This is a genomic window from Mycobacterium sp. 141, assembly GCF_000382405.1.
In the GTDB taxonomy this organism is placed as follows: Bacteria; Actinomycetota; Actinomycetes; order Mycobacteriales; family Mycobacteriaceae; genus Mycobacterium.
The window spans coordinates 26792-50583 of sequence record NZ_KB908266.1; the positions used below are offsets into that span (position 1 = coordinate 26792).

23 protein-coding genes and 2 pseudogenes are annotated in these 23792 nt (G+C 66.1%); 14 read left to right on the top strand and 11 right to left on the bottom strand.

Annotation, left to right across the window (positions count from 1 at the left end; all coding sequences use genetic code 11):
- Positions 1-103: 103 nt before the first annotated feature.
- From H276_RS0115690 to mmsB, 6 genes are all read left to right on the top strand, one after another.
- A complete protein-coding gene (locus H276_RS0115690; RefSeq protein WP_019972257.1) occupies positions 104-949 on the top strand; it encodes an LLM class F420-dependent oxidoreductase in 846 nt (281 codons plus the stop codon).
- Between the two features lie 25 nt (positions 950-974).
- The gene (gene rfbB, locus H276_RS0115695; RefSeq protein ID WP_019972258.1) at positions 975-1964 is read left to right on the top strand and encodes a dTDP-glucose 4,6-dehydratase; all 990 of its coding nucleotides are present in this window, start codon (positions 975-977) and stop codon (positions 1962-1964) included.
- Entirely contained in the window at positions 1961-2560 is a 600-nt protein-coding gene (locus tag H276_RS0115700; RefSeq protein ID WP_019972259.1) for a dTDP-4-dehydrorhamnose 3,5-epimerase family protein, read from the top strand. Before rfbB ends, H276_RS0115700 begins: the two co-directional genes overlap by 4 nt.
- A gap of 387 nt (positions 2561-2947) precedes the next feature.
- Entirely contained in the window at positions 2948-4468 is a 1521-nt protein-coding gene (locus H276_RS0115705; protein WP_026357052.1) for a CoA-acylating methylmalonate-semialdehyde dehydrogenase, read from the top strand.
- An 8-nt stretch (positions 4469-4476) separates the two neighbouring features.
- Positions 4477-5691, top strand: a complete 1215-nt coding sequence (locus H276_RS0115710; protein WP_019972261.1) for an acyl-CoA dehydrogenase family protein — start codon at positions 4477-4479, stop codon at positions 5689-5691.
- A 9-nt stretch (positions 5692-5700) separates the two neighbouring features.
- Positions 5701-6582 carry a 3-hydroxyisobutyrate dehydrogenase gene (mmsB, locus tag H276_RS0115715; protein WP_026357053.1) on the top strand — a complete coding sequence of 294 codons (882 nt, stop codon included), beginning with the start codon at positions 5701-5703 and terminating at the stop codon, positions 6580-6582.
- Here mmsB and H276_RS0115720 read toward each other — a convergent pair.
- Complete coding sequence (locus H276_RS0115720) at positions 6571-7374, bottom strand: HAD family hydrolase (protein WP_026357054.1); 804 nt, start codon at positions 7372-7374, stop codon at positions 6571-6573. The two genes, mmsB and H276_RS0115720, sit on opposite strands and share 12 nt — an antisense overlap.
- A 130-nt stretch (positions 7375-7504) precedes the next feature.
- On the opposite strand from H276_RS0115720, the gene H276_RS0115725 reads away from it, so the two are divergent.
- On the top strand, positions 7505-8167 hold the full coding sequence (locus H276_RS0115725) for a response regulator transcription factor (protein ID WP_026357055.1): 663 nt from the start codon (positions 7505-7507) through the stop codon (positions 8165-8167).
- Positions 8168-8184: 17 nt separating this feature from the next.
- The gene (locus H276_RS0115730) at positions 8185-9366 is read left to right on the top strand and encodes a GAF domain-containing sensor histidine kinase (RefSeq protein ID WP_019972265.1); all 1182 of its coding nucleotides are present in this window, start codon (positions 8185-8187) and stop codon (positions 9364-9366) included.
- A gap of 6 nt (positions 9367-9372) precedes the next feature.
- On the opposite strand, the pseudogene H276_RS25685 reads toward H276_RS0115730, so the two are convergent.
- Positions 9373-9480: pseudogene (locus H276_RS25685) on the bottom strand (TetR/AcrR family transcriptional regulator); the annotation flags it as partial.
- 97 nt (positions 9481-9577) lie between these two features.
- Between H276_RS25685 and H276_RS0115735 the strand changes: the two are divergent.
- Positions 9578-9961, top strand: coding sequence for a nitroreductase family deazaflavin-dependent oxidoreductase (locus tag H276_RS0115735; protein WP_019972266.1), 384 nt, complete (start codon positions 9578-9580; stop codon positions 9959-9961).
- A gap of 6 nt (positions 9962-9967) precedes the next feature.
- On the opposite strand, the gene H276_RS0115740 is transcribed toward H276_RS0115735, so the two are convergent.
- From H276_RS0115740 to secY, 6 genes are all read right to left on the bottom strand, one after another.
- Positions 9968-10471: a MarR family winged helix-turn-helix transcriptional regulator gene (locus tag H276_RS0115740; protein WP_019972267.1), complete on the bottom strand. Its 504-nt coding sequence runs from the start codon at positions 10469-10471 to the stop codon at positions 9968-9970.
- Between the two features lie 71 nt (positions 10472-10542).
- Positions 10543-11277, bottom strand: a complete 735-nt coding sequence (locus H276_RS0115745) for a zf-HC2 domain-containing protein (RefSeq protein ID WP_019972268.1) — start codon at positions 11275-11277, stop codon at positions 10543-10545.
- A complete protein-coding gene (locus H276_RS0115750) occupies positions 11274-11789 on the bottom strand; it encodes a sigma-70 family RNA polymerase sigma factor (protein ID WP_019972269.1) in 516 nt (171 codons plus the stop codon). The genes H276_RS0115745 and H276_RS0115750 overlap by 4 nt, the downstream gene beginning before the upstream one ends.
- 112 nt (positions 11790-11901) lie before the next feature.
- Positions 11902-12699, bottom strand: coding sequence for a type I methionyl aminopeptidase (gene map / locus H276_RS0115760; RefSeq protein ID WP_019972270.1), 798 nt, complete (start codon positions 12697-12699; stop codon positions 11902-11904).
- Between the two features lie 69 nt (positions 12700-12768).
- The gene (locus tag H276_RS0115765; protein ID WP_019972271.1) at positions 12769-13314 is read right to left on the bottom strand and encodes an adenylate kinase; all 546 of its coding nucleotides are present in this window, start codon (positions 13312-13314) and stop codon (positions 12769-12771) included.
- Positions 13311-14636: a preprotein translocase subunit SecY gene (gene secY / locus H276_RS0115770; RefSeq protein WP_019972272.1), complete on the bottom strand. Its 1326-nt coding sequence runs from the start codon at positions 14634-14636 to the stop codon at positions 13311-13313. The genes H276_RS0115765 and secY overlap by 4 nt, the downstream gene beginning before the upstream one ends.
- A 267-nt stretch (positions 14637-14903) precedes the next feature.
- Here secY and H276_RS0115775 point away from each other — a divergent pair, with 267 nt between their 5' ends.
- Genes H276_RS0115775 through H276_RS0115790 form a run of 4 tightly spaced genes read left to right on the top strand, consistent with a single transcriptional unit; the run spans position 14904 to position 18620 of the window.
- On the top strand, positions 14904-15818 hold the full coding sequence (locus H276_RS0115775) for a class I SAM-dependent methyltransferase (protein WP_019972273.1): 915 nt from the start codon (positions 14904-14906) through the stop codon (positions 15816-15818).
- A gap of 8 nt (positions 15819-15826) precedes the next feature.
- Positions 15827-16786, top strand: coding sequence for a class I SAM-dependent methyltransferase (locus tag H276_RS0115780; protein WP_019972274.1), 960 nt, complete (start codon positions 15827-15829; stop codon positions 16784-16786).
- Between the two features lie 9 nt (positions 16787-16795).
- The gene (locus H276_RS0115785) at positions 16796-17692 is read left to right on the top strand and encodes a class I SAM-dependent methyltransferase (RefSeq protein WP_019972275.1); all 897 of its coding nucleotides are present in this window, start codon (positions 16796-16798) and stop codon (positions 17690-17692) included.
- Positions 17693-17699: 7 nt separating this feature from the next.
- Positions 17700-18620, top strand: a complete 921-nt coding sequence (locus H276_RS0115790; protein ID WP_019972276.1) for a class I SAM-dependent methyltransferase — start codon at positions 17700-17702, stop codon at positions 18618-18620.
- Between the two features lies 1 nt (position 18621).
- Here H276_RS0115790 and H276_RS24175 read toward each other — a convergent pair.
- The 3 genes and pseudogenes from H276_RS24175 to sppA form a co-directional block, all read right to left on the bottom strand.
- A pseudogene (locus H276_RS24175) lies at positions 18622-18911 on the bottom strand (DUF3830 family protein); the annotation flags it as partial.
- A 109-nt stretch (positions 18912-19020) separates the two neighbouring features.
- Entirely contained in the window at positions 19021-20421 is a 1401-nt protein-coding gene (locus H276_RS0115800) for an MFS transporter (protein ID WP_036461207.1), read from the bottom strand.
- A 257-nt stretch (positions 20422-20678) separates the two neighbouring features.
- Complete coding sequence (sppA, locus tag H276_RS0115805) at positions 20679-22460, bottom strand: signal peptide peptidase SppA (RefSeq protein ID WP_019972280.1); 1782 nt, start codon at positions 22458-22460, stop codon at positions 20679-20681.
- A gap of 381 nt (positions 22461-22841) precedes the next feature.
- On the opposite strand from sppA, the gene H276_RS0115810 reads away from it, so the two are divergent.
- Complete coding sequence (locus H276_RS0115810; protein WP_026357057.1) at positions 22842-23768, top strand: LLM class flavin-dependent oxidoreductase; 927 nt, start codon at positions 22842-22844, stop codon at positions 23766-23768.
- Positions 23769-23792 lie beyond the last annotated feature (24 nt).

Below are 23792 nucleotides of genomic sequence, written 5' to 3' on the forward strand. Positions count from 1 at the left end.
CATGACTGACACCACGACACCACAGGCACCAAGCGACAAACTGGTACCGGTACTTGCCAAACTCGCCGGCCCGCTGGGCCTTCAGTAATCGAAAGGGACGCCAATGACATTGAACCTGGGCCGCTTTGGGGTGTGGACATTCGGTGCGCCGACGCCCGAGCAAGCCGTCGAGATCGAGAAGCTGGGCTACGGCGCCATCTGGCCGGGCGGGTCACCGGCCGCGGATCTGGCGTTCGTGGAACCGATCCTGGCGGCCACGGACGCCCTGCGGGTGGCCACCGGCATCGTCAATGTGTGGTCCGCCCCGGCGGCGCAGGTGGCCGAGTCCTATCACCGCATCGAGGCCGCATATCCGGACCGGTTCATCCTCGGCATCGGCGTCGGGCACCCCGAGCACACCCAGGAGTACCGCAAGCCCTACGACGTGCTGGTCGAGTATCTCGACGCGCTCGATGAGCACGGCGTGCCCAAGGATCGGCGCGTGGTGGCAGCCCTGGGCCCCAAGGTGCTCAAGCTCGCCGCGGACCGCAGCGCGGGCGCGCACCCGTACCTGACCACGCCCGAGCACACCGCACACGCACGCCAACTCATCGGTCCGGATGCCTTTCTGGCGCCCGAGCACAAGGTGGTGTTGACCGACGGATCCGAGCAGCAGGGCGAGGCCGCCCGCGCGGTCGGGCGCGAGACCGTCGATTTCTACCTGAATCTGAGCAATTATCTGAACAGCTGGCGCCGGTTGGGATTCAGCGAGGACGACATCGCCAAGCCGGGTAGCGATCGCCTGATCGATGCGGTCGTCGCGCACGGCACGCCCGACGCCGTTGCAGACCGTTTGCGGCAACATCTCGACGCGGGCGCCGACCACGTGGCGATCCAGGTGCTCGGCGGGTGGGACAAGCTGGTGCCGACCCTGACGGAGTTGGCCGGGCCGCTGGGCCTGAAAGGCTGACCGGGCCGCCCGTTAGAGTTGGCCCATGCGGTTGCTGGTCACCGGGGGTGCCGGGTTCATCGGTGCGAATTTCGTGCAGGACGCCGTGCGGGACGGCGCATCAGTGACGGTGCTCGATGCCCTCACGTATGCGGGCAGCCGGGAGTCGCTGACGCCGGTGGCCGACGAGATCCGCTTGGTCGAGGGCGACGTGTGCGACACGGCTCTGGTGTCGAGCCTAACCGCCGAGGCCGACGCCGTCGTGCACTTCGCCGCCGAAACCCATGTGGACAACGCCCTGGCGGATCCGGCACCGTTCGTGCAGTCGAACGTCGTCGGCACCTTCACGGTGCTGGAGGCGGTACGGCGGCACGGGGTGCGGCTGCACCACATCTCCACTGACGAGGTGTACGGCGACCTGCCTCTCGACGATCCGGCGCGGTTCACCGAGAAGACGCCGTACAACCCGTCGAGCCCGTACTCGTCGACGAAGGCGGCCGCCGATCTGCTGGTGCGGGCATGGGTGCGCTCCTACGGCATCCACGCAACGCTGTCGAACTGCTCCAACAACTACGGTCCGTACCAGCACGTGGAGAAGTTCATTCCGCGTCAGATCACCAACATGCTCACCGGCCGCCGGCCCAAGCTCTACGGCGCCGGCGCCAATGTCCGCGACTGGATCCACGTCGCCGATCACAATGCCGCGGTGCGCCGGATCCTGGCCGACGGCCGGGCCGGGCAGACCTACCTGATCGGCGCGCAGTGCGAGCAGAACAACCTGACCGTGATGCGCACCCTATTGCGTTTGATGGACCGTGACCCCGACGATTTCGACCACGTCACCGACCGTGCGGGGCACGATCTGCGATACGCCATCGACCCGTCGACCCTCACCGACGAGCTGGGCTGGAAGCCGGTGCACACCGACTTCGAGGACGGTCTGCGCAACACCATCGACTGGTACCGCGCCAACGAATCGTGGTGGGGCCCGCTGAAAGAGAAGGTCGAGACCAACTACCAGGAGCGCGGCCAGTGACCGCACGCGAGCTCAAGGTCCCGGGAGCATGGGAACTCACCCCCAAACTGCACGGCGATTCCCGCGGGATGTTCTTCGAATGGTTCACCGCCTCGGGCTTCAGCGGCTTCACCGGGCACAAGTTCGATCTGCAGCAGGCAAACTGCTCGGTGTCGGCGGCCGGAGTGCTGCGCGGTGTGCACTTCGCCGAACTCCCCCCGAGCCAGGCCAAGTACGTGACGTGCGTGCGGGGTGCGGTGTTCGACGTCGTGGTCGACATCCGGGTCGGTTCGCCGACGTACGGCCAGTGGGATTCGGTGCTGCTCGATGACCGGGACCGCCGCTCGATCTATCTGTCCGAGGGCCTGGGTCACGCTTTCCTTGCGCTGGAAGATGATTCGACGGTGATGTACCTGTGCTCGGCGCCCTACGCCCCGGAGCGGGAGCACACCATCCTGGCCACCGACCTCGGCATCGATTGGCCCGCCGGCCATGAGCTGGTCATCTCCGAACGCGATGCCGCAGCACCCACTCTGGATGAGGTGCGCGCCGCGGGTCTGCTGCCGACCTGGAAAGAAACTCGTGGCTTCGTCGAGGAGTTACGCAACGGGTCTTAGCGTCCCGGATTCCGGAGTGCGAGACGACAACGGTCACGCGGGTATCGATCTCGGGTAAGGATGGACCTGTGGCACGGCCGTCCGCACCGCGCATGCAGGCTCTGCGGAGCCTCTCGGTTAGGTAGGCATTTTCCTACCGCCAGCAGACGTGAAAGTCCCCGACACGCCGGGGAAACCGGACCTCCGCGTCTGCTGATCAGGCGACGGTCAGCTCACCGTCGTGCACGCGCGCCGCAGACCGCGAGACACACCACTGGCGAACCCCGAGCGTCTGCTCGCGGGCGATCAGAACCCTTGCCAAACGACACAGCCAATTACTAGGATATGCAAGTATCCTGGGTGAAACCCCGAGCTGCCACCATTGCGCACAAATCCTGGACGGACGTCATGACTACACAGATTCCCCACTTCATCAACGGCGAGCGGACCACCGCCGGATCGACCCGCACTGCCGATGTGTTCAATCCCAGCACCGGCGAGGTCCAGGCCCAGGTTCTGATGGCTTCGGCCGCCGATGTGGACGACGCGGTCGCCGTCGCCGTCGAGGCCCAAAAGACGTGGGCCGCTTTCAACCCGCAGCGCCGCGCCCGAATTCTCATACGGTTCATCGACCTGGTCAACCAGAATGCCGACGAGCTGGCCGAGCTGCTGTCCCTCGAGCACGGCAAGACCGTGGCCGACTCGCTCGGCGACATCCAGCGCGGCATCGAGGTGATCGAGTTTTCGGTCGGCATCCCACACCTGCTCAAAGGTGAGTTCACCGAAAGCGCAGGCACCGGCATCGACGTGTACTCGATCCGCCAACCGCTGGGCGTGGTCGCCGGGATCACGCCGTTCAATTTCCCCGCGATGATCCCGCTGTGGAAGGCCGGCCCCGCCCTGGCATGCGGAAATGCGTTCATTCTCAAGCCTTCTGAGCGCGATCCCTCGGTGCCGCTGCGCCTGGCCGAGCTGTTTCTCGAGGCTGGCCTGCCGGCGGGCGTGTTCCAGGTGGTCCAGGGCGACAAGGAAGCCGTCGACGCGATCCTCGAGCATCCGGATATCAAGGCTGTCGGCTTCGTCGGCAGCTCCGACATCGCGCAATACATCTACGCCACCGCGGCCGCGCACGCCAAGCGCGCGCAGTGCTTCGGCGGTGCCAAAAACCACATGATCGTCATGCCCGACGCCGATCTGGATCAGGCTGTCGACGCGCTCATCGGGGCAGGCTATGGCAGCGCCGGCGAGCGCTGCATGGCCATCAGTGTCGCCGTCCCCGTGGGCGAAGAAACCGCGCGCCGGCTTCGTAACCGGCTCGTCGAGCGGGTCACCCAGTTGCGGGTGGGTCACAGCCTCGATCCCAAGGCCGACTACGGACCACTGGTGACCGAGGCGGCCCTGGCCCGGGTCAAGGACTACATCGGCCAGGGTGTGGAAGCCGGTGCCGAGCTCGTGGTCGACGGCCGCGAGCGGGCCAGTGACGAGCTGACTTTCGGCGACGTGAGCCTTCAGGGCGGCTACTTCATCGGCCCCACCCTGTTCGACCACGTCACTCCCGACATGTCGATTTACACCGACGAGATATTCGGGCCGGTGCTCTGCATTGTGCGGGCGCAGAACTACGAAGAGGCAGTGGCCCTTCCGTCTCAGCACGAATACGGCAACGGCGTGGCGATTTTCACCCGTGACGGCGATGCCGCCCGCGATTTCGTGTCCCGGGTCCAGGTCGGCATGGTCGGCGTGAACGTGCCGATCCCGGTTCCAGTGGCGTACCACACGTTCGGCGGCTGGAAGCGATCGGGCTTCGGTGATCTCAACCAGCACGGCCCCGCGTCGGTGCAGTTCTATACCAAGGTCAAGACCGTGACGCAGCGATGGCCGTCAGGCATCAAGGATGGCGCCGAATTCGTCATCCCGACCATGAAGTAGTACCCACCGTGCATCTCTACGAGCTGGATGACGACGAACGCGTGATCGCTGAGACAGCAGCCGCGTTCGCCGAAAAGTGCATCGCGCCATACGCGTTGGAGTGGGACGAGAAACACCACTTCCCCACCGACGTACTGCGCGAGGCGGCCGAACTCGGCATGGCGGCGATCTACTGCCGTGAGGACGCCGGCGGCAGCGGGCTGCGACGGCTGGATGCCGTGCGTATCTTCGAGCAACTCGCCGCCGCCGACCCGGCCATCGCGGCATTTCTGTCCATTCACAACATGTGCGCGTGGATGGTGGACAGCTTCGGCACCGAGGAGCAACGCAAGACCTGGGTGCCGCGGTTGGCGTCGATGGATGCCATCGCCAGCTACTGCCTGACCGAACCGGGTGCTGGCTCGGACGCCGCGGCCCTGCGCACGAGGGCCGTGCGCGACGGTTCTGACTACGTACTCGACGGCGACAAGCAGTTCATCTCCGGGGCGGGCAGCTCGGATGTCTACGTGGTGATGGCGCGCACCGGTTCACCGGGGCCGAGGGGCATTTCCGCCTTCGTGGTCGAAAAGGGCACGCCGGGGCTGAGTTTCGGGGCACAAGAACAGAAGATGGGCTGGAATGCCCAACCCACCGCGCAAGTGATCTTCGACGGTGTGCGGGTTTCTGCCGATGCGCTGCTCGGCGGCACCGAGGGCGCCGGGTTCGGCATCGCCATGAATGGTCTCAACGGCGGCCGGATCAACATCGCCGCCTGCTCGCTCGGCGGTGCTCAGGCCGCGTACGACAAGGCGCTGGATTACGTAGCCGGCCGCCAGGCGTTCGGCGGTGTCCTGCTCGACGAACCGACCATCCGGTTCACGCTGGCAGACATGGCCACCGGGCTGGAGGCGTCACGAAACATGTTGTGGCGGGCGGCCTCGGCACTCGATAGCAACCATCCTGACAAGGTGGCCCTGTGCGCGATGGCCAAACGCTACGTCACCGACACGTGCTTCGAGGTGGCCGATCAAGCCCTGCAACTGCATGGTGGCTACGGCTATCTGCGCGAGTACGGGTTGGAGAAAATCGTCCGCGATCTGCGGGTGCATCGCATCCTTGAGGGAACCAACGAAATCATGCGCGTGGTGATCGGGCGTGCGGCCGCGGCCAGAGCCCGCAATTCAGCGGACGCGGGCAGAGCCCGCAATTCAACAGATGCTGGCCGCGCCCGCGCGGCGGGATAGGAGTTGCACGTGAGCACAATCGCTTTCCTCGGCCTCGGCCACATGGGCGGCCCGATGTCCACAAACTTGGTTGCCGCAGGGCACACCGTGCGCGGGTTCGATCCGGTCCCTGCGGCGCAGGAGGCTGCAAAGGCCAATGGTGTCAGCATGTTCGGCAGTGAAGTCGAGGCCGTGGCGGGGGCGGACGTGGTGATCACCATGTTGCCCGACGGCGCACTGGTGAAGAGCTGCTATGCAGAGATGCTGCCCGCCGCGACCGCCGGCGCGCTGTTCATCGACAGCTCCACCATCTCCGTCGACGATGCCCGTGAGGTGCACAAGCTGGCAGGCGAGCACGGTTTCGACCAGCTGGACGCCCCGGTCTCCGGCGGCGTCAAAGGCGCGGTGGCGGGGACACTGGCGTTCATGGTCGGCGGCGAGGACAAGGCTGTCGAACGGGGCCGCGCCATCCTGGAACCCATGGCGGGCAAGATCATTCACTGCGGAGCCGCAGGAGCCGGCCAGGCCGCCAAGGTGTGCAACAACATGGTGCTCGCGGTGCAGCAGATCGCCGTCGGCGAGGCGTTCGTGCTGGCCGAGAAGCTGGGACTGGACAAGCAGTCACTGTTCGACGTGATCACCGGTGCGACCGGCAACTGCTGGGCAGTACACACCAATTGTCCGGTGCCGGGGCCTGTCCCGACGTCCCCGGCCAACAACGACTTCAAGCCGGGCTTCTCCACCGCGTTGATGAACAAGGACCTCGGCCTGGCCATGGCGGCTGTGGCGTCGACGGGTTCGTCGGCGCCACTGGGCACCCATGCGGCGAAGATCTACGCCGACTTCATTGCCTCCGACGTCTCCAACGCCGGTAAGGACTTCAGCGCAGTGATCGAGACGCTACGCGGCTGAGGGGCTGTGCTGCGCCCACCATGCGGCGTGTAGCCGCCGGCAGGTCGCCAACCGCAACGCATCCCCCGCGCCGGCGTAATCCGGCCGTACCACGACGGCAGGCTGGGCGGCGCCGGGTTCGGCACCGACCAACACGGTGGCCAGTCCCGCCGCATTCGCCGCCCGCAATCCCGTGCTCGACCCGGCGACCGCCAACGCATCGTGCGCCGACACTCCGAGCTCGGCGAGCGCTTGCCGGTGGGCGGCGCCGCACGCCGACGAAGTCGCGTCGTCACCGGTGACAACGGTTTCCACCAGACCCTCGCCCACCAACTGCCGCACCAACGGCTCCACCCATCGACGCCGGCCGCCCGACACCACACCGACCGGGACCTCCGCGGCGAAGGCGTCCATCACCAGGTCGACCAAACCGGGCCGCGGGGCCAATCCGGCGTCGAGGATCATCTTGTCGAACATCATGTCTTTGGTGGCACAGATCTCGTCGGCGAGCAGTTCGGTGAGCACGTCGCATTCCGGCCCCACGCAGCGCTTACGGAGTTCGGCAGCGACGCGCTGATGTTCATCGTGCAATGCCAGCAGCTGCCGGTAGCGCTCCACACCCCATTCCAGTGACAGGCCGTGCGCGGCGAATGCCGCGTTGAAGACGACCCGATGTCCGTCGATGTCCAAGTCGGACAGCGCGTCGAGGTCGAAGATCACCGCACGTAGCGGGAACGCTCCTGCGTCTGCCGGCTCAGGACAGTCCCACCAGAACCGTCCGGCACGCCATACTTTCTGCTGCTGTGACGACACCTCATGAGAGTGGTCCACATCACATGGAGTCCGCCTCCCCCGTACGGGTGATTGGGGACGCGAACTTTCACTCGGCCGCCGCGAGGCCGGATCTTCTCCTCACATGCGCTGCCGCACATAGGCTGATGCCATGGCGGCCTCCAGCCCAGTGCGCCTTGTGCTGGTCGATGACCACGAAATGGTCATCGAGGGTCTCAAGGCCATGCTTGCCGCTTTCAAAGACCGGGTTCTGGTGATCGGCCACGCAGTTGGCGCTGAGCGAGCCCTTACCGTTGTCGAAGAGCTCAACCCCGACATCGTGCTGTGCGATGTCCGCATGCAAGGTTCCAGCGGCCTCGATCTATGCCGCGACCTGCGTGAACGTAATCCGGACCGCAAGGTCGTGATGCTGTCGGTCTACGACGACGAGCAGTATCTGTTCCAGGCCCTGCGGGTCGGCGCATCGGGCTATCTGCTCAAGAGCATCAGCAGCGACGAGCTGGTGCGTCAGATCGAATTCGCCTACGGCGGCGCGACCGCGATCGATCCCGGCATGGCGGCCCGCGCGGCCGACACGGCCGCGCGGCTGCAGCGCGACGAGTTCTGGCCAGGTGTTCGGCAAGGCCTGACCCAGCGGGAGAGCGAGATCCTGTCGTTCGTGGTCGCCGGGCTGTCCAACCGCGGAATCGCGACCAAATTGGTGATCGGCGAGGAGACCGTCAAGACCCATCTACGGTCGATCTACCGCAAGCTCGGCGTGACCGACCGCGCCGGCGCCGTCGCCACCGCCCTGCGCGAAGGCATCTACCGTTGACCAGCGAATTCGGCCCGATGATACTCACCGCCGACCGCGAGCTGGCGTTGTTACGGGAGCTCATCCAGGCCACCGCGAGCGGCCCCGGAGTGGAGCACCTCGCCGCCGCGGCCGCCCGGATGATCACCGCAGCCACCGCGACCGACGTGTGCTTCGTGCACGTGCTCGATGACTCCGACCGGGCACTGACGCTGGCCGGCGCGACCCCGCCGTTCGACGCCGAGGTCGGCAAGATCCGGTTGCCGCTCGGCCAGGGCATCTCGGGCTGGGTGGCCAGTCACCGCGAACCGGTGGTGATCAGCCACGACAAGGGAGCCGACCCCCGCTACACGCCTTTCGAATCGCTGCGCGGGCGCGACTTCACGTCGATGGTGTCGGTGCCGATGCAGACCGACCCAGGTGGGCTGGTGGGTGTCCTCAACGTGCACACCGTCAACCGCCGCGAGTTCGGAGAACGCGACGTCGAGTTGCTGGTCGTGATCGGCCGGCTCATCGCCGGTGCGCTGCACCAGGCCCGGCTGCACCGGCAGCTGGTGGCCCGCGAGCACGCCCACGAGAATTTCGTCGAGCAGGTCATCGAGGCGCAGGAGATCGAGCGGCGCCGGTTGGCCGGCGACATCCACGACGGCATCTCGCAGCGGCTGGTGACGCTGTCTTACCGGCTCGATGCCGCGGCCCGCGCCGTCGATGACCCCCGGGCGCTGGCTGAACAGCTCGACAAGGCACGGGAACTCGCAGGCCTGACACTGCAGGAGGCCCGCGCCGCGATCAGCGGACTGCGGCCGCCGGTACTGGACGATCTCGGTCTGGCCGGCGGTCTGGCCAGCCTGGCGCGCTCCATCCCCGGGATCGACCTGGACGTCGAGCTCGCCGAGACCCGGGTGCCCGATCACATCGAGTTGGCGCTGTACCGCATTGCCCAGGAATGTCTGCAAAACGTCGTCAAGCACGCCGACGCGAGCCGGGCACGGCTCACCTTCGCCGTCGATCACAACGTGGCCCGACTCGAAATCGTGGACGACGGAAAGGGTTTCGACACCTTCGAGCATCCACTGGGCAGTGACGAGATGGGCGGCTACGGGCTGCTGTCGATGGCCGAACGAGCCGAGATCGTCGGCGGCAGGCTCAACATCCGATCCCGCCCGGGGGCTGGTACCGCGGTCACCGCGACAATCCCGCTACCCGTGATCATCGAATAGGTGCAGCCGTACCAACGCCGCGGAGTCTTCGTGGGTGGCCGCCCCGCGCAAGATTGCCAGGAGCGGCGCACGCGTGTCGGGGTGTTCCCACGCATCGAAGAACACCCTGGTCAACCCTCCGCGAGACCGACCGGATCGCCGTCGACGATCCGGTCACGATTGCAGCGGAGCTACCCTTCGGGGAGTTAATTCCACATATGAGGAGTTCCCGATGCCGGCTCCACGATGGGTTGCCCACGCCAACAAGATCGGTCTCAACCGGCTCACCCGGTTCATCGCCCCCTGGGCCCCCGGCTGGGCCGTCGTCATCCACCGTGGACGCAAATCGGGGCGGATCTTCCGCACCCCGCTGTGGGCGTTCAAGCGCCCGAACGGCTACGTCATCGCACTGACCTACGGACGGCAGGCCGACTGGGTCCGCAATGTCCTGGCCGCGGGAGGGTGCGAGTTGGAAACCCGACGACACCGTTACCGACTCACGGCGCCACAGGTCTACCAGGATAAAACCGCCGCAGACATGCCGGTATTCATCCGATTCATCCTGCGCCGCGTGATCAAGGCCCCCGAGTTCCTGAACCTCGAGATCGCTGCGTGACGCGGGTCAGAAATCGCCGGAATTGCGACGGAGCGTCTCGATCGACGCGACCAACGCGCGGGATTGCTGCGGGGACATCCCGACGTCGCCGAACACCTGCTCGTTCAGGGTGACGGTGGCATCCTCGACCGTGGCACGTCCCAGCTCCGTGATCTGCACCAGGGTCGTTCGGCCGTCAGTCGGATGTGGAATACGCTCGACCAGCCCGCTGGCCTCCAACCGGCGGATGGCATGCGTGACGCTGGTGACGTGGACCTGCAGCCGGTCCGAGGCCTTGGTGATGGGCAACGCCCCGGCCCTGCTGAACGCCAGTAGCCGCAGCAACTCGAAGCGCGAGAAGCTCAGGCCGTAGGGCCGCAATGCGGTCTCGACGCGGGCCAGCAGAATCTGGTGCGCACGCATCACCGATGTCACCGCAACCATGCCGTCGGCGACGTCACCCCAGCCCGCGCTCTCCCAGTTGGCACGGGCCAGCGCAATGGGGTCGCGCTTGTCGGGTGATGAGGGCACGCTTCTTCATACCGCATCACCGCTGCCGCGGCGTGAACGGCGGTGAGGGCGCGGTGCACCGGCAGTCGGATTCACAGATTTCTCTGAAGTAGGACTCTTCCATCGGGCGAAGAGACCATTTGCACCGCAGCGATTTCGTTGATCGGCAACGTCGTGTTCCCACTGGGCAGCGCCGTTGCGCCGGACAATCCGAGCCACGTTGCCACCTCGGTCCGGCTACCGTCGCGGCCGACCACCACCATGCCCAGATTCTGCGGCGAAGCATCTTTCTTGCCCCAGTCTCCATACGTGCACGCCATGTTGATCCGCGTGCCCCACGCGTAGCTGCTCAGCCCAACACTGGCGTTGATCGGGGTATCGGACACCTTGGACATCTCGAACATCCGTGCGGCCTGCTGATGTTGCGAACCGGTGTGCAGACCGAATACCTCCGGGCGGATCGCAACGACGAGCCCGACCGCCAGCAGGACAGCCGCCAACCCAACCGCAGCCAAGGTCACCCACCGGTACCGACGCCGACGCCAGCTGACTTTGGCGAGCACCGAATCCAACACTTCGGGCCGCAACGGCGGGCCGGGCAGCTCCTCGTCGAGCGCGCGCACGTCGTCGAGGTCGAGCAGAGCGAGCAAGGCCGGCATGCCGCTCAACTCGGCGACAGCCGCGCGGCATCGCCCGCAGCCCCCCAGGTGGACTTCGTATTCGCGACGCTCGGCGCCCGTCAATGAGCCCAGTACATAGGCCGCATCCCAGGTCAGGTAGCGGTCGCCGTCGACCGGCTCAATGCGGGCTACACCGAATCGTGTCATCGTGTCACCCCCATCTCTTGCAGATTAAGTCGTAGTGCGCGGACGGCGTAGTGCAGTCGCGACTTCACGGTGCCTTCGGGAATCTGCAGGTCGGCCGCGATCTGCGTGGTGGTCCAGCCCTGGTAGTAGGCCCGCCGCACCACAGCCCGGTGCTCTTCGGACAGCTGGCTCAGTGCGGTGCTCAGCAACAACCGGTCCAATGCGGTGTCCACCTGGTCAGGGACGGCGTGGTCGGCCATCAATTCCGGGGACGGCATACCCGTCTCGTTGCGGAACCGGGCGCTTCGGCGTTCATCGATAATCATGTTCCGCGCCACCGTGAACAGCCAGGCCCTGGCCGACCGATCGGTATTCGCGGTGACATCGGGGTGCCGCCACGCCCGCAGCAACGTCTCCTGCACCACATCCTCGGCGCGCGCCTGATCTCCGGTGAGACGCAGCGCGTACTGCCACAAGGCCGCGGCGTGCTCGTCGTAGAGCCCCCGGATCATGGCGGCCTCCGGATCGTCCATCAACCAACCTCCGCCAGTAATACGACGTTGGCGGTGATCGAGTTCATTGAGACCTTCGAGCCCGCCCCGCGCGACGGTCCGGAAACATCGAGCCGCGCGGTTGCTGAGGACCTCAGCGGGTGAGGATCCGAGGGCCGTCCTCGGTGACCGCAACGGTGTGCTCCCAGTGCGCGGCACGGCTCCCGTCGGTGGTGATGACAGTCCATTCGTCGTCCAACACCACGGTCTTGCCGGTGCCGAGCGTCAGCATCGGTTCGATGGCCAGCACCGAACCCGGGGCCAGGTATGGCCCACGGCCCGGCGAACCCTCATTGGGCAGGAACGGATCCATGTGCATCTGCCTGCCGATTCCGTGCCCGCCATAGCCGGCCACGATCCCGTATTTGCGGTCGTGGCGGGCTCCCGCGGCATGGGTCTCGACCTCGATGGCGTGCGAGACATCGGTGAGCCGGTTGCCTGGCAGCATCGCGGCGATCCCGGCTTCCATGGCTGCTTTGGTGGCCTCGGACAGGGCCTCGTCGGCGTCGATCAGTGCGCCGATGCCGAAGGTGACCGCCGAATCGCCGTGCCAGCCGTCAACGATCGCGCCGCAGTCGATCGATACCAGGTCACCGGCGGCCAGCACCTCGCCGGCCGAGGGAATACCGTGCACTACACGATCGTTCACCGACGCGCAGATGCTGGCGGGAAAGCCGTGGTACCCGAGAAACGACGGGATACCGCCGCCGTCGCGGATGACGGACTCAGCGATTCGATCGAGCTCAAGCGTGCTCACACCCGGCGCCGCCGCCGCACGCACCGCCCGCAGCGCCGACGCGACCAGCGCGCCCGCAACCGCCATGGCATCGAGTTCCCCGGCGCTGCGCTGCGCGACCACCTTACGGTTGCGCAAGCCTGGTAACGAGATCACCGACGCTGCCTCATTGTCGGTTCACCGGCCGCCCGCATTGCCGGTTCACCGGCCGCCCGCATTGCCGGTTCACCGGCCGAGGGCGCTCAGAGCGCGGGCGAACACCTCGTCGAGGGCGCCCACCGCTGCGACCGTCTTGACCTCGTCGCCGTAGTACTTCAGCAACGGCTCGGTCTCTTCGCGATAGACCTTCATCCGGTTGTGGATGACCTCTTCGGTGTCGTCGGCGCGGCCGCGGCCCTTGAGCCGGGCGAGCAGCTCATCCTCGGAGACCGCGAACTCCAGCACCGCGTCCAGCTTGGTGTTACGGGCCTCGAGCATGTCGTGCAGCGCGCGGGCCTGCTCGACCGAGCGCGGGTAGCCGTCCAGGATGAACCCGTTGGCCGCGTCGGCCTGGTCGATTCGGTCCCCTACCAGGCGATTCGTCAGTTCGGCAGGAACCAGGTCACCCGCGTCGAGGTACCGCTTGGCCTCGACACCCAGGGGTGTGCCGTCGCCGATGTTCTTGCGGAAGAGGTCCCCGGTGGAGATCTGCGGGATGCCGAGCTTCTCGGACAGCTTTTCGGCCTGTGTGCCTTTGCCCGCCCCGGGCGGTCCGAGTAGAACGACTCTCACTTGAGGAACCCTTCGTAGTTGCGTTGCATGAGTTGGCTCTCGATTTGTTTGACGGTATCCAGTCCGACGCCAATCATAATGAGAACCGCAGTTCCTCCGAAGGGGAGATTCTGCACCGTCCCGGTGTTGCCGATCTGCAGGAACAGGTTCGGCAGCACCGCGATCACACCGAGGTAGATCGAGCCCGGCAGGGTGATCCTGCTCAGCACATAACGCAGGTAGTCCGCGGTCGGCTTACCCGGGCGGATACCGGGAATGAAGCCACCGAACTTCTTCATCTCGTCGGCGCGCTCGTCCGGGTTGAACGTGATCGACACGTAGAAGTACGTGAAGAAGATGATCAGGCCGAAGTAGATCGCGATGTAGACGGGGTCCGCGGGGTTGGTCAGGTAGTTGGCGACAACCTTGTCCCACCAGCTGTTGCCGCCGTTGGGGTTGCCGCTGCGGATCAGCTGGGTGATCAGGTGCGGGATGTAGATCAGTGACGACGCGAAGATCACCGGGATGACGCCGGCCTGGTTGACCTTCAGCGGCAGGTAGGTGGACGTACCGCCGTACATCTTGCGGCCGACCATGCGCTTGGCGTACTGGACCGGGATGCGACGCTGACCCTGTTCCACGAACACCACGCCGATGATGATGGCCAGCGTGGCCGCGCACACGGCGGTGAAGACCAGGCCGCCGCGGCTGTCCAGGATGGTCTTGCCCTCGGACGGGATACGCGCGGCGATGCCGGCGAAGATCAGCAGGGACATGCCGTTGCCGATACCGCGCTCGGTGACGAGCTCGCCCATCCACATGACCAGGGCGGCACCGGCGGTCATCACCAGCACGATGACGATCAGCCCGAAGATCGAGCTGTCCTGGATGATGTTCAGCGAGCAGCCCTGCAGCAACCCACCGTTGGCGGCCAGCGCCACGATGCTGGTGGCCTGCAGGATGGCCAACGCGATCGACAGATAACGCGTGTACTGCGTCATCTTGGCCTGGCCGGCCTGACCTTCCTTCTGCAGCTGCTCGAAGCGCGGGATGACCACCACCAGCAGCTGCACGATGATGCTGGCAGTGATGTAGGGCATCACGCCGACCGCGAACACGGTCAACTGCAACAGGGCGCCGCCGGAGAACAGGTTGATCAGTGAGTAGATCTGTGCTGAGTCGCCGCCGCTGACCTGCTCGATGCATTTCTGCACGTTCGGGTAGTTCACCCCGGGGGACGGGATCGACGCACCGACGCGGTACAGGATCACCAGGCCCAACGTGAACAGGATCTTGCGTCTGAGGTCGGCCGTCCGCAGCGATGAGATGAAAGCCGAAAGCACTCTTCCTCCTGCGCAGCCAGCGTCTCAGCGCGGCGTGCCAAATGGGGCTGGTGGGTCCAGCGTCTTGGTCAAGTCGTATACATGCCAGCCCGGCGGGCGCACAGCCCGCGAACTCAAGCGTCAAACAGTCTACGAGAGTAACAGTTGCACCAGGGCGGCCCCGCATCGATCAGCTTCACCCGCAGGCCAAGCCCATATTCAGGTTCGAAGCGTACAGTCGGCGACAGCTCGTTACACTACCTAACTAATAGGATCTAAGGGGAGTTCATGGCGCGTACGGACAACGACACCTGGGACCTGGCGTCTAGCGTGGGAGCCACCGCGACGATGGTCGCGGCAGCCCGGGCGATGGCGACCAACGCCCCGGACCCGGTGATCGACGATCCGTTCGCCGCTCCCCTGGTGCGGGCCGTCGCGATGGACTTCTTCACCAAACTGGTCGACGAGAATTTCACCACAGACGGCCTCGACGAGGAGGCCGTGACCGGGCTGACCCGGTTCGCCAACGGCATGGCCGCCCGTACCCGGTTCTTCGACGACTTCTTCCTGGCGGCCACCCGCACCGGCATCCGTCAGGCGGTGATCCTGGCCGCGGGCTTGGATTCGCGGGCCTACCGCCTGCCGTGGCCAGACGGCACCGTGGTGTTCGAGATCGACCAGCCCCAGGTCGTCGAATTCAAATCGACCACCCTCGCCGGGTTGGGTGCCACGCCCACCACCGATCGCCGCGCGGTGGCCATCGACCTTCGCTTCGACTGGCCCACGGCGCTGACCGAGGCCGGTTTCGATCCCACCAAGCCGACGGCATGGATCGCCGAGGGTTTGCTGGGTTACCTGCCGCCCGACGCCCAGGACCGCCTGCTCGATCAGGTGACCGCGCTCAGCGCACCGGGCAGCAGACTCGGCGTCGAGGGTGTTCCCGCCACCGAGGCCAATGACGAAGAGACGATCCGCGCCCGAATGCAGGACTTCACCGACCGCTGGCGTGCACACGGCTTGGACATCGACCTCAACGAGCTGATCTTCCTGGGCGACCGCGCCGACGTGACCACCTATCTGGAGGGCCACTCGTGGGAGGTCACCGGTATCAGCTCCAACGATCTGTTGATCCAGACCGGCCTGCCGCCGGTCGAGGACGAGGTGCATGCCGTATCGGTGTTCTACATCAGCGCGCAGCGGTAGGGACCGGCATGGCACGTACCGATACGGACAGCTGGGACCTCGCCTCCAGCGTCGGCGCAACGGCCACCATGGTGGCCGCAGCCCGCGCGATCGCCAGTACCGAACCCGATCCCCTGATCGACGATCCCTACGCAGCACCCCTGGTGCGTGCAGTGGGCGTGGACTTCTTCACCAAGCTCGTCGACGGCGACATCATGCTCGACGGCGACGACTCCGCGGTCGCGGAGCTGATGACGTCGGTGATGGCGGTGCGGACGAAATTTTTCGACGACTTCTTCATCACCGCCGCCGGAGGCGGCAATTCCACCAGCACCGCCGGAGGCGGCAATTCCACCACCGCCGCCGGAGGCGCCGGGATCCGACAGGCCGTCATCCTCGCTTCAGGACTGGACGCCCGGGCCTACCGGCTGCCCTGGCCGGCCGGCACCGTGGTCTACGAGATCGACCAGCCGGAAGTGATCGGTGCCAAGACCGCGGCGATGACCCGGATCGGCGCCACCCCCACCGCGGAGCGCCGTGCCGTGGCTGTCGACCTGCGCGACGACTGGCCGGCGGCGTTACGCGCAAGCGGGTTCGATGCTGAGGCGCCGACCGCGTGGAGTGCCGAGGGTCTGCTGGTCTACCTGCCGCCCGAGGCGCAGGACCGGCTGTTCGACAACATCACCGCGCTGAGCGCCCCGGGCAGCCGGCTGGCCACCGAGTACCACCCGGACATCGCCGCGGCCGTGCGCAATCGCAGCCAATCCATGGTCGAGCGGTGGCGCGAACACGGGTTCGACATCGACCTGTCCGAGCTCTGGTACGTCGGTGAGCGCAATTCGGTGGTCGACTATCTCACCGACAGTGGCTGGTCGGTGACAGCCCGGCGGCGCCCCGAGGTGTTCGCCGAATACGGCCGCACCTTCCCCGATTCCGACGACGCCGCAGCACAACGTGATTCATTGGCAATCGTGGCAGTACGACAGTGAGGACAAACCATGGCACGCACCGAGGGTGACACCTGGGACCTGGCAACCAGCGTCGGCTCGACGGCGACGGGTGTCGCCGCGTCCCGCGCCCTGGCCACCAAGCAGCCCGATCCGCTGATCAACGACCCGTACGCCGACCCGCTGGTCAAAGCCGTCGGGCTGGAGCACTGCATCCGGTTGGCCGATGGCGAGATTTGCGTCGAGGGCGATCAGCTGCTGGACCGGCAGCGGATGTGCGAGCAGATCGCCGTGCGCACCCGGTTCTTCGATAACTTCTTCACCAGCGCAACCGACGCCGGGATTCGCCAGGCCGTGATCCTGGCCTCGGGCCTGGACACCCGTGCCTACCGGCTGCCCTGGCCCGCGGGCACCGTGGTGTTCGAGATCGACCAGGCTCAGGTGATCGAGTTCAAGACGCGCACGCTCGCAGGGCTCGGTGCCGAACCTGCCGCCGATCGTCGGACGGTCGCGATCGACCTGCGCGATGATTGGCCGGCCGCATTGCGTACCGCCGGTTTCGATCCGACCGAACCCACCGCATGGATCGCCGAGGGGCTGCTCATCTACCTGCCGCCCGACGCTCAGGATCGGCTCTTCGACAACATCACCGAACTGTCGGCGTCCGGAAGTCGGCTGGCCACCGAACACATGGACATGAACACCCTGCCCGAGGAATGGACGAAGAAGGTCAGCGAGTGGTCGAAGCGGGTCGGGTCCGATGTCGACCTGATGGACCTGTTCTATTCCGGTGACCGTCACACCGCTGGCGACTATCTCGACGGGCACGGCTGGCAGTCGACTGTGCGGACCGCACGCGAGGCCTACGCTGGATACGGGTTCGACTACCCCGAGGACCTCGCCGACCTTGCCGGTGATTCGGGCTATCTGTCTGCAGAACGGAAATGAGGCGCTGATGGCGCGGGCCGACGGCGACACCTGGGATCTGGCATCGAGTGTGGGGGCGACGGCGACGCTCGTCGCAACCGGGCGGGCGATTGCCAGCTCTGCGCCCCACGGCCTGATCGACGATCCGTTCGCGGCGCCGCTGGTGCGGGCCGTCGGTATCGATGCGTTCACCAAGATGGTCAACGGTGAACTCGACTTCGACGCCATCGAGGCCATCGCGCCGGAAGCGGCGGCCAGCGCGCGGGCCAACATCGACGAGATGGCCGTGCGTACCCGGTTTTTCGATGACTACTTCGCGGCGGCCACCGAACGCGGCATCCGGCAGGCGGTGATCCTGGCGTCCGGTCTGGACTCGCGCGCCTACCGGCTGCCCTGGCCCGACGGCACCGTCGTCTACGAGATCGACCAACCGGAGGTCATCGAGTTCAAGACCGGGGTCCTGGCCGACCTCGGTGCGGCACCGACAGCGCAGCGCCGGACCGTGCCGGTCGATCTGCGTGAAGACTGGCCGGCCGCGCTGCGGGAGGCGGGTTTCGATCCGGAACAGCCGACAGCCTGGTGCGCTGAAGGTCTGCTGATCTATCTGCCGCCGGATGCACAGGATCGCTTGTTCGACAACATCGACGCCCTCAGCGCTCCCGGCAGCGCCGTGGCAACCGAATTCGTGCCCGGCCTGAAGGATTTCGATCCGGAAAAGGCGCGGGCTGCGGCCGCCGGGTTCAGCCAGATCGGGTTGACCATGGACATGCCGTCGCTGATCTACCACGGCGAACGGCATTCTGCCGCAGACTATCTCACTACCAAGGGGTGGGAGATGACCGGTACTGCGCGCTCGGAATTGTTCGCTCGCTATCGCCTACCCTTACCCGATGCGGTCGACCATGACCCGATGGGTGAGATCGTCTACATCAGCGGCACGCTGGGCTGAATCCCGCATCCCACTCAGCATCACCGTTGATCAGTAAGTTGTTGCGTCCGTATAACACCGCGAGGTCGACGATGGCTCCGGTGGTCCCGGTGCCAGTGGTGTTCTCATAGCTGTAGGCCGGGTTGCCCAGGGCGTCGGAGTCGAACGAAAACCACCACAGGTCACCGGGAATCGGGGTCACCGTGGTGTTCTCCCTGCCCGGGTCGGCGCCAACAGCGGCAACGCATCCCAGACGACAGCACAGGTTCGGGGTGCCGCGTCGACAAGCGGACCTCGCGCGACGTTCACCAAGTGCGCGCGGCCGACGCCGAGGCCGCGCTGGTCCCCGACACCGCCATGCACACGCTGAGCCACGCCGATACCCGGTTTCATGAACGCCTGGTCGCATCGGCCGGGAGGTCTACGACGCCGCGCTGACCCCGACGTCGTATTCGAGTTGTGGTGGCGCTTCGGGTGTTCCGGGGATCTCAGTGCCGTTGATCGGACAGCGGGCGGTCTCGGGAATCTTTATCAGCGCGATCGCCCCGATCACGCAGGCGATCATCATGTAGTAAGCAGGCACGAGATGGTCACCGGTGACCGAGACCAGCCAATCATTGACCGCCGGTGCGGTGCCACCGAACAGTGACGTCGATACGTTGTATGCGATCGCGAATCCCGCGTAGCGGACGTGCGTGGGGAACATCGCCGGGAAAGTCGCCGAGATCGTCGACAGCTGCGGCACATAGAGCAACCCGAGGACAGCGAATCCGATTACCGCGCCGACCATGTTCGTCGCCATCAACAGGAACATCGGTATGCCGGCGACGAACAGCCCGATCAGCGAGAACCACCACATCGGTTTGCGCCCCACCCGATCCGAGATGTGGCCGGAGAACGGCAGGAACACCATCATCATCAGCATCCCGATGATCGGAACGATCAGCGCGTGACTGCTCGACAGGCCGATGGTCCGCTCCAGGTAGGTAGGCATGTAGGTGAGCAGCGTGTAGTTGACGACGTTGAGCGCCACCACCAGGCCACCCAACCGTAGGACCGGTGCCCAGTACTCCCCGACCAGATCCTTGAACTGAGTGACCGCCCCCTGTTCGGTATCCCCGGACTGCTCGAGCTCGCGGAACACGGGCGTGTCTTCAAGTCTGGAGCGCAGGTAGACACCGATCAGGCCCAGCGGCGCGGCAACCATGAACGGCAACCGCCAACCCCACGCCCCCATCTGGTCGTCGGTGAGCAACACCGAGAACCCGAGCATCAGCAGCGCACCCAGCGAAAAGCCCGACAGGGTCCCAAATTCCAGGAAGCTGCCGAGGAAACCGCGTCGACGCGACGGTGCATACTCCGCCATAAACGTTGCGGCACCGCCGTATTCGCCTCCCGTGGAGAACCCCTGGATCATCCGCAGCACGACCATGATCGCCGGCGCCCACAAGCCGATCGAAGCGTACGACGGCACCAGACCCACGCAGAACGTAGCGCCGGCCATCAGCACGATCGTGATGGCCAGCACGTGTTTACGGCCGACCCGATCGCCGAGCGGGCCCCAGACGAATCCCCCGAGTGGTCGCACCAGGAACGAAACCGCAAATGTCGCAAGCGCCAACAACGTTGCCTGCTCGGTGTCGCCGGGGAATATGGCCGCAGATATGTAGCTCACGCCGTAGGCGTAAATTCCGTAATCGAACCATTCTGTGGCGTTACCGATCGCCGATGCGGCGATCGCGCGTCTGAGCACGCCTGAATCCGGGGCACTTTCAGCGAGTTCGCGGTAGTCGATCTCCGGCTTGTCTCCGAAGCCCGTCATCGGGCTCTTGCGCGCGGGCACAGCTCCTCCATAGTGTCTGACGACACCGTTCCCCGCCGTGCGCTCTCTTTCGGCTGGTCTGACTGGGTTGACACCGCAGGGCCAGGCCGTCGTCTCGTCGGCAATTCAGTAGTTGCCAAGGTTTGACGTTACCGTGCCACTACGCGGAATGCACCGCCCTGAGCACCGTGCCGCAATTAACACCGGCGTCAGAACGGGTAACTGCCCGTTCTCAGTCCGCCGAGCAGACGCGAGCTTCAGAAGCGGTAGTCCCCCAACCACACCGCGTTGGCTCCGGTCAGCGAGCGCTGGGCCTGCTCCAGCACCCCGGTTGCCGACGCGACGGCCAGCGAGCCGAGCGCCTCGGGCAGCGACGCGGCGGCCGGCTGTGATGATGGCTTGGGCGACAACAGGTCCCGCAACGATGACCCGGGCAGGTGCGCGATCTTGACCTTGGTGTCCTCGTCGAGGCCGGCCAGCAGCTTGGCCCGGCGAATTGCGGTGCGCAGCCCGCCGAGTTCGTCGACGAGCCCACGTTCGTGAGCGTCGGCCCCGGTCCACACCCGGCCACGGGCCACGTCCTGGACGGCATCCACCGCCAAGCCACGGCCATCTGCGACCCGCTGCACGAAGTCCTCGTAGAACAGGTCGGCCTCGGCCTCGACCTGGGCGTGCTGCTCATCGGTGAACGGCGCATTGGTCGACCACGCGTCGGCATTGGCATTGGTGCGCACCGCGTCGGAACCGACCCCGAGCTTGTCCTTGAGCTCACGCGACACCAGCTTTCCGGTCAACACCCCGATCGAGCCGGTGATGGTGCCCGGATTGGCGACGATCGCGTCGGCGGCCATGGCCGCGTAGTAGCCACCGGATGCCGCCACCGCACCCATCGACGCGACGACGGGCTTGCCGTCTCCCTTCTCAGGTGAGCGGGCCCGCACCACCTCACGCCAGATGGTCTCGGAGGCGGTCACCGAGCCGCCGGGGCTGTCCACCCGCAGCACAATGGCCACCACGTCGTCTCGGGCGGCGGCCTCACGCAACGCCGCGGCGATGGTGTCGCCCCCGGCGCCGGAATTACCGAACGGCAGCACCTGACGACCACCCTTACCACTGACAATCGGACCGTGCACCGTCACCACGGCGACGGTCGGCTTCGATTTGAGCCCGGGTAGCGGGGGCGCAGGCTTGGGCGCCGACGCCCGCGCGTACCGCGACAGGTACAGCCGCGGGGCACTGCCCTCACCATCGGATTCCGCCGCGGCACCGCAAAGTTCACTGATGCGCGCGTACGCCTCGTCACGGAAGCCGATCCGGTCGATCAGCCCGCCCGATACGGCATCGTCGCGCAGCAACGGCGCCTTGTCGGCCAACGCGTCGATGGTGTCGACCGATATGTGCCGGGATTCCGCGGTCGCCTGCCACACCTGGGTCTGAAGGCTCTGGATCAACCGGCTGTCGGCTTCACGGTGCGCGTCAGTGTAGCGGTCCTGCGTGAAAATGTTTGTCGCAGACTTGTATTCGCCACGCGTCACGAACTGCGCTTCAATCCCGGCCTTGTCCAGGGCATCCCGCAGGAACATCGCATTGGTCGCGAAACCGACCAGTCCGACCGTGCCCGACGGTTGCATCCACACCTCGCGGAACGCCGAGGCCAGGTAGTACGACAATGTGCCCGGATAGGTTTCCGACCAGGCCAGGGTCGGCTTGACGGCGCCGAACTCGGCGATCGCGTCGCGCAACTCCTGTACCGGCCCGGCTGCCGCGGCCGGAATCTGCACCCGGGCGATCAGCCCGGCTACCCGGTCGTCGTCGGCCGCTCGGTGTATCGCTGCAACAGCCTGGCGCAGGACCAGCGGCCGTCCTCCGCTGGAGATCATCGCCAACGGATCGAACCCGGCCGTCTCCGCAGGTACGGACGTCAGATCGAGTTCGAGAACACATGCACTGGGAATGCCATTGTGCCGAACGGTGTCGACCTTGCGGACCAACGCCCGCAATTCGTCGGGACCGGGCAGACTCGGGAGGAAGTCGAACATGCCCCGAGCCTACCGACGTCGCAGCACAGGCCCGAGGGGCCGCGAAACGGGTCGGACTGCGACACACCCGGCGATGCGATTTGCACCGGCAAGCTATGGAACCTCGCGGCGACATCTGGTCGCATCGGCCCCAACCCCCGCACAATCGGTGAGCCGAACGCTTCAGCTCTCTCGAAACTTACCGCAGCGCCTCTAGGTGAGCGGCGAATCCGATTGTGCGCCCCCAGTTCTACGCGAACAGACACCAAAGTCCCGCAACACCGGAGTGTCGGGATACCTGCGCGTCTGCTCGCGCAAGAGGTGACCTGCTACGGGCCACAACCTGGCGCCGGTTCACCCGTACGCCCGGTAGTGAGGCCGTGTCGTCCGTACCGTGGTGTGGTGAGGTTCTCGATTTCGATACCGCAACTGGGCACCGGCCGATTCGATGACGCGGGCCTGAAGGCCTATCTGGCCCGTGCCGAGGAGTTGGGTTTCGAAGGCGGCTGGACCGTGGAGCAGACGATCGGTGAGTCGCCGGGGATCGCCCCGCTGCCGCTGTTGTCGTACGCGGCGGCCTGCACCACCCGGTTGCGGTTGGGGGTCGCGGTGCTCATCACCTCCCTGCACGACCCGCTGCAACTGGCCTCAGCCATCACCGCCGTCGACCGACTCAGCCACGGGCGTCTCGATGTCGGGGTCGGGCACGGCGGAAACTTCCGGCCGTTCGCCGCGTTCGGGGTGGACCGCACCACCTTCATCAGCTACTTCAACGAGGGTTTGGAGTTGATGAAGGCGGCCTGGTCCGACGAGCCACGCGTCACGTTTCACGGGAAGTTCCGCGAGGTCGACGATCTGCCGATCCAGCCGAAGCCCGTGCAGCGCCCGCATCCGCCGATCTGGTTCGGCGGCACCGCACCCAAGGCGCTGGCCCGCGCGGTGCGCTACGGAGATTCGTTCCTGGGCGCAGGGTCGTCGACCACCGCGACGTTCGCCGAATCGGTCGAGACGGTGCGCCGCGAGCTCGATGAGCAGGGCAAGGATCCGTCCGGCTACACCATCGGTAAACGGGTTTACCTCATGATCGACGATGATCCCGCCCGCGCCCACCGACGCGTGATCGACGGACTGCACCGGATCTACGGCCAGACGCCCGGCATCGAAGCGGTTCCGGTGTCGGGCACCCCCGCCGATGTGGCGCGCGGGTTGCGGGCAGTGGCCGACGCCGGTGCGCAGATGGTCGTGCTCAACCCCGTCGGCGAGAACGTCGCCGAAGATCGTGAGCAGATGGAACGCCTTGCCGCCGAGGTCCTTCCAGCGCTCACCTAAGGTCGCCGAGCAGACGTGAAAGTC